This window comes from Protofrankia sp. CiP1_Cm_nod2 (genome assembly GCF_920664355.1).
Classification (GTDB): domain Bacteria; phylum Actinomycetota; class Actinomycetes; order Frankiales; family Frankiaceae; genus Protofrankia.
Genome location: NZ_CAKKTL010000271.1, coordinates 802 through 6,787 on the forward strand (window position 1 = coordinate 802; position 5,986 = coordinate 6,787).

Annotated in this window: 4 protein-coding genes; 3 read left to right on the forward strand and 1 reads right to left on the reverse strand. The window is 71.9% G+C overall.

The genetic code is table 11. The annotated features are described in order from the left end of the window. The 3 genes from NBW84_RS21340 to NBW84_RS21350 all read left to right on the forward strand — a co-directional run. Positions 1-635 (forward strand): toll/interleukin-1 receptor domain-containing protein (locus tag NBW84_RS21340; RefSeq protein WP_250286765.1); only part of this gene is annotated, 635 nt, incomplete at its 5' end. A gap of 103 nt (positions 636-738) precedes the next feature. After that, positions 739-2,187: a KGGVGR-motif variant AAA ATPase gene (locus NBW84_RS21345; protein ID WP_250286768.1), complete on the forward strand. Its 1,449-nt coding sequence runs from the start codon at positions 739-741 to the stop codon at positions 2,185-2,187. Between the two features lie 250 nt (positions 2,188-2,437). Next, a complete protein-coding gene (locus tag NBW84_RS21350) occupies positions 2,438-4,132 on the forward strand; it encodes a GAF domain-containing protein (RefSeq protein ID WP_250286770.1) in 1,695 nt (564 codons plus the stop codon). 94 nt (positions 4,133-4,226) lie between these two features. Here the strand turns inward: NBW84_RS21350 and cydC are convergent. Continuing rightward, on the reverse strand, positions 4,227-5,986 hold a 1,760-nt coding region (gene cydC / locus NBW84_RS21355), incomplete at its 5' end, for a thiol reductant ABC exporter subunit CydC (protein WP_250286772.1).

The window sequence follows — 5,986 nt, forward strand, 5'->3', positions numbered from 1 at the left end:
CCGTGGCCAGCGGTGGGACCGGTCTCGGGGGAGGCTTCTGCAGCATGCCGGGCTACCGGTTCGACGTGTTCCTGAGCTATCGGCGGGCGGGTACCGTCCTGCCATGGGTGCACAACCACTTCCACCGGATGCTCGTGAGGTGCCTGACCGACGAACTGGACCGCAAACCGGAGATCTTCATCGACGTCGATCAGATCCACGCCGGGGAGCGCTGGCCGGACGCGCTCGCCCAGGCCCACAGCCGGTCACGCCTGCTGGTGGCGGTCTGGACCCCGTCCTATTTCGGCTCGCGCTGGTGCGTCGCGGAATGGCGCAGCATGCAGCGGCGTGAGGCGCTGCTCGGGCTGAGCACGGCACCGGACACGCACCGCCTCGTGTACCCCATACGGCTCAAGGACGGTGACAGGTTCCCGCACGACGCGAAGCGCACCCAGCAGCGGGACATGAAGGACTGGAACGTCTCCTCGACGTCCTTCGAGCAGACGCCCGCCTACGCCGGGTTCGAGAGGAAGGTGGCGGAGATCGCGGAGGAGCTGGTGGCGCGGCTGGACGTGGTGCCGGACTGGCGTCCCGACCTGCCGGTCCTGCGCCCGGAGCCGGAACCGCCCCACCGCGCGGCCGTCCCGAGGCTGTGAGCACAGTGATCGGCGCAGAACGCGGCGAGCGGCGCGGAAACACGACTTGCGGCGAAAAAACACGGCGAGCGGTGCAGACAATGAGCGGTGCAGACAATGAGCGATGAGAACAGTGCCCGCTGAGCACGCGAGGAGCGGTGCGCGCACGCGCGGCACGGTGGTGACCTTCTACTCCTACAAGGGCGGGGTCGGGCGCACCTTCGCCCTGGCCAACACCGCGGCGCTGCTCACCTCGTGGGGCTACCGGACGCTGTGCATCGACTGGGACATCGACGCGCCGGGCATCCCGTTCTATCTCAGCCGATGGCTGCCCGAACCGCCCGGGACCGGCCTGGTCGACTTCATCGACGACTTCGCGCGGGGCCGCGACCCGCGGGTCGCCGACTACGTCAGCCGGATATCCCTGCCGGGGCGGGACCTACCGCTGGACCTGCTGCCCGCCGGCCCGGCCGACCGCTCCTACGTCCCCCGGGCCCAGACGATCGACTGGGCCGGGCTGTACGGCGGGAAGGACCTCGGCGCCTTCCTGGAGACCAGCCGGGAACGCTGGGTGGCGGACTACGACTTCGTCCTGATCGACAGCCGGACCGGGATCACCGACATCAGCGGGATCTGCACGGCGCAGCTCCCCGACATCCTGGTCGTGCTCTTCACCGCCAACGAGCAGAGCCTGCGCGGGGTCCTGGACGTCGTGGAGCGCGCCGAAAAGGCCCGCGACGACCTGCCCTACGACCGTTCCCTGCTGCTGACCCTCCCCGTCCCCGCGCGTTTCGATGCCCGGGAGGAGTACCGCCGGGCTCAGTACTGGCAGGAACGGTTCGGCCGGGAGCTCGCCCCGCTCTTCCGGAACTGGGCCGTGGAGCGGGCGCCGCTGGCGGGGGTGCCGGTCGAGCGGCTGCTCGGCCTGCTCACGATCCCCTATGTCTCCTACTGGAGCTTCGGCGAGGACCTGCCGGCGCTCGAGGAGGAGGACCCGACCCCGGAGAAGATCGGATACTCGCTGGAGACCCTCGCGGCCACGATCGCCCACCAGCTGGACCGCAGCGACCTGCTCGTCGAGAGCAGGGACTCGTTCGTGGACGCGGCCACCCGGCAGGGGCTGCGCTCACGCGGCGACGGCTACGACTTCGACGTCTTCATCAGTTATGACAAATATCCGGAGAGTGAACAGCTCGTGAGGTCGCTGGAGGCCCTGCTGACCCGCCGGGGCCTGCGGGTGCTCGGGCCGTCGTTCCGTCCCGGCACGGACTGGTCGCGTGCGCTGAGCACTCTGCTGGCCCGATCACGGCACCTCGTCGTACTGGTCGACAGGTACGTCAGCCGTTCCCAGAACCACGAAATCAACCGGTTCATGCGCCAGACGCTGGACGACCAGTCGGACCGCGCGGTCCTTCCCGTGCTCGTCTCCGACACCGAACCGGATAATCTCCCGAGCCCGCTCAAGCACTTCCGGTACCTGCGCATAACAGACCAGGAAGATCTTTATGGCGTCGCGGACGGAATTGCTGCCGCAATCACGGAAAGGGACCAGGGCCCGCCGGAACCCGGCTGACCACCGGCATATATCTCCTGCCGTGGAGCGCCCGCCAGAAAAGCATTAAGCGGTGAAAAGAATCACGGTGGACCGGTGGAGCGGCAGGTCGTACCGGTCGCGACAAGATGCCGATCAGGCTGCTCAGGATGATTCGTGCGATGTTGCCCGCAGGGGAGATCTGCGGGGCCGTCGGGCGTAATACGTTGACATCGTCATGGATGCAGAGACTGGCGGCGGGAATGCCGTACAACCATATGGTGAAGATTTCGTGACTCACCGGGTCGACCAGGCCAAGGACCTGATCGTCACCCAGAGTCGCCTGCGTGGTCTGCTGCGGGCGAGCCGCATGGTTGCCTCGGACCTGAGCCTGCCCGTCGTGCTGACCCGCATCGTGGAGGCCGCGTGCGATCTTGTGGACGCCCGCTACGGCGCGCTCGGAGTGATCGCCCGCGACCAGAACCTCGAGCAGTTCATCCACGTCGGCTTCGACGAGAACATGGTCCGCCGGATCGGCGACCTGCCGCGGGGCAAGGGCATCCTCGGCCTGCTCATCCGGGAGCCCTACCCGCTGCGGCTCGACGACATCACCACCGACCACCGGGCGGACGGCTTCCCCGCCGGGCATCCGCCCATGCACAGCTTCCTCGGCGTCCCGATCCGGATCGGCACCAAGGTGTTCGGCAACCTCTACCTGACGGACAAGCAGAACGCGTCCCGTTTCACCGCCGAGGACGAGGAACTCGTCCAGGCGCTGGCCGCGAGCGCCGGCGTCGCCATCGAGAACGCGCGGCTCTTCGAGGAGTCCCAGCGCCGGCAACGCTGGCTGCAGGCGTCCACCGACATCACCCGGCATCTGCTGGCCGAAGGGCCGAACCCGCTGGAACTCATCGCGCGCCGGGCCCAGGAAATCGCCGTCGCCGACTTCTCCGCCGTGCTGCTCCCCCGCGGGTCGGCCGAGGAACTCGTCGTCGAGGTCGCCACCGGCGCATACCCGGACGGGCTGGTCGGTGCGGTCGTTCCCGCCTCGGATCCGCTGGCCGGCCAGAACGGGCCGTCCATGGTGATCCCGCTCATCGCCTCCGGGGAGAGCGTCGGGGCGCTCGTGCTCGGCCGGCGGGCCGAGGGACGGCTTTTCACCGACGCCGACATCGACATGGCGTCGGGCTTCGCCGGGCACATAGCGCTGGCGCTCGAGCTGGCCCAGGCCCGCGCCGACCGCGGCCGCATCGCCGTCCTGGAGGAACGCGACCGCATCGCCCGCGACCTGCACGACCACGTCATCCAGCGGATCTTCGCCACGGCGATCGGGCTGCAGGGCCTGGTCTCGCGCACCGGCGGGGGCCAGCATGAGGACCGGCTCGCCGCCTACATCGACGACCTGGACGAGACCATCGGCCAGATCCGCACGACGATCTTCCAACTGCGCCGGCGCGGGCGCGACGACATCCCGAGCCTGCGGGGACAGCTCCTCGACATCGTCGACGACGCGACCGTCTCCCTCGGGTTCGCGCCGCACCTGCGCTTCGAGGGCGCGCTGGACTCCAGCGTGTGCAGTGTCGTCGGCGAGCATCTGGTGGCGGTGCTGCGCGAGGCCCTGTCGAACGTCGCCCGGCACGCGTCGGCGACCCAGGTGTACGTGACCGTCTGGTCCACCGACGGCCAGGTACGGCTGGAGGTCATCGACAACGGGGCCGGCGGGGTGAACCCGGAGGGCCGGGACGGCTCCAGCGGGCTGGCCAACATGCGCAGCCGGGCGGAGGAGCTGGGCGGCAGGTTCATCGTGTTCTCCCCCGCCTCCGCCGGCACCCGGCTGTCCTGGTCCGCCCGGACCCAGGCGCCGGACACGTCGGACGAGCCAGGCAAGCTGGACGGGCCAGGCGGACCGGACAAGCCGGACGGGCCGGACGGGCCGGATACCGCCGATGGCCCGTGTCGCCCGAGCGGCACAGGCCGTACCGAGTGACACGGAACCGTCCAGCGGTACGAGGCCACCAGCCCCGCCGGACGGCGCCCAGCCGCCGTCCGGCGGCCGGGCGCGGGGCGGGCGTCCGCGCCCGTCAGGCGGCTGGGCGCAGCGCGGGCGTCCGCGTGCCGCCCGCCAGCTCCACCACCGCGTCCAGCTCCTCGAAACCAGACGTGCGATGGCTGATCAGCAGCACCGTCCGGCCGCGGGTGACGTCCAGGATCGTGCGCATCACCGCGGCCTCGGTCACCGGGTCGAGATGAGCGGTGGGCTCGTCCAGGACGAGCACCGCGGGGTCGGCCAGCAGTGCGCGGGCGAGCAGCAGCCGCTGGCGCTGCCCGCCGGACATCCGCTGCCCGTCCGCGCCGACCCGGGTGGCCAGGCCGTCCGGCAGGCCGGCGGCCCAGTCGCCGAGCCCGACCCGTCCGAGGACGCCGGTGAGCTCGGCCTCGGCCGCGTCGGTACGGGCGATCAGCAGGTTCTCCCGCAGCGTCGCGTCGAACACGTGCGCGTCCTGGGTCATGCCGGTGACGCGCCGGTAGAGCTCGTCGGTGGCGACGTCGCGCAGGTCGACACCGCCGACGAGGACTTCGCCCGCCTGCGGGTCACGCAGGCGCAGCAGCAGGTCGGCGACGGTGCTCTTGCCCGCGCCGCTGGCGCCGACGAGCGCGGCCCGGGTACCGGCGGGCAGGTGGAGGCCGAAGCCGTCGAGCACCGGCGGACCGTCCGGGGCGTACCGCAGCACGACATCGCGCATCCGGACCTCAAGCGGCCCGTCGGGCAGCCGCCGCGGGTGGGCCGGCTCGCCCACCAGCGGCTCTCGGTCGAGGACGGCGAACACCCGGGCCGCCGACGCCCGGGCCTCGGCGAGGGCGGCGAACGCGGTGGTGAGCCCCGCCAACGGCTCGAAGGCGGCGACCGTGGTGAGCACGGCCACCCCGAGCATCACTCCGGACAGCGCCCGCTGCCCCACCGCCGCCACCCCGACGGCGCTGACCGCCGCGAGAGTCAGGCCCGCGGCGAACGTCGCCGCCGCGCTCCCCCACGCCGGTGACCCGCGCCAGGACGCCGCCAGCCGGGTTATCTCGCCATCTCGGCGGCGCACCCGGGCGAGCCGGGCGGGCGCCGCGCCGAACGCCACGATCTCGTCCAGCCCGTCCAGCATGGCGACGATCTCGATGTCCCGGCGGGCCCGCGCCGCCGCGGTGGCCGTGACCATCTCCTGGGTACGGCGGCCGGTCACCGGCCCGGCCAGCACCGCGGCCACCGCGAGCCCGAGCGCCAGGACGCCCCCCGCGGGCGGCGACACAACGACAGTCATGATCACAGCGCCGGCACAGGCGAGCGCCGCGGACGCGGTGGGGGCCACCCCGCGCAGCAGCGACTCGCCGACCCCGTCCACGTCCGCGGTGAACCTGCGCAGCAGGTCCCCACGGCGGTGGGTGCCAAGGGCGGCGGGGGCCAGCGGCACGAGCCGGGCGAACACCTCCGCGCGCAGCCTGGCCAGGCCGCGCAGGGCCGCGTCATGGGTGACCAGGCGCTCGACGTACCGGAAGACCGGCCGGCCGAGCCCGAACGCCCGGACCGCGACGATCGCGACCATCAGGGTCAGCACCGGCGGCCGCTGCGACGCCCGGACGATCAGCCACGCCGACGCGGCGGTCAGTCCGACACCGCACCCCAGCGAGACGGCCCCGGCGAGGATGCCGAGGGCGAACCGTCGCCGGGCCGAGACGAACAGCTCCAGTGCCCGCCGGTGGGCGCTGGCCGGCCGGGGCCGGGCGCGCGTGTCCGCCAGCGGGACGGACGCGACGCAGCCGCCTTCCGGTATGTCCGCGTCCTTCGGGTTTGTGT

Bases quoted from the DNA above. Each gene is read 5' to 3' on its own strand.
- NBW84_RS21345 (WP_250286768.1), top strand. From the start codon at position 739: ATGAGAACAGTGCCCGCTGAGCACGCGAGGAGCGGTGCGCGCACGCGC.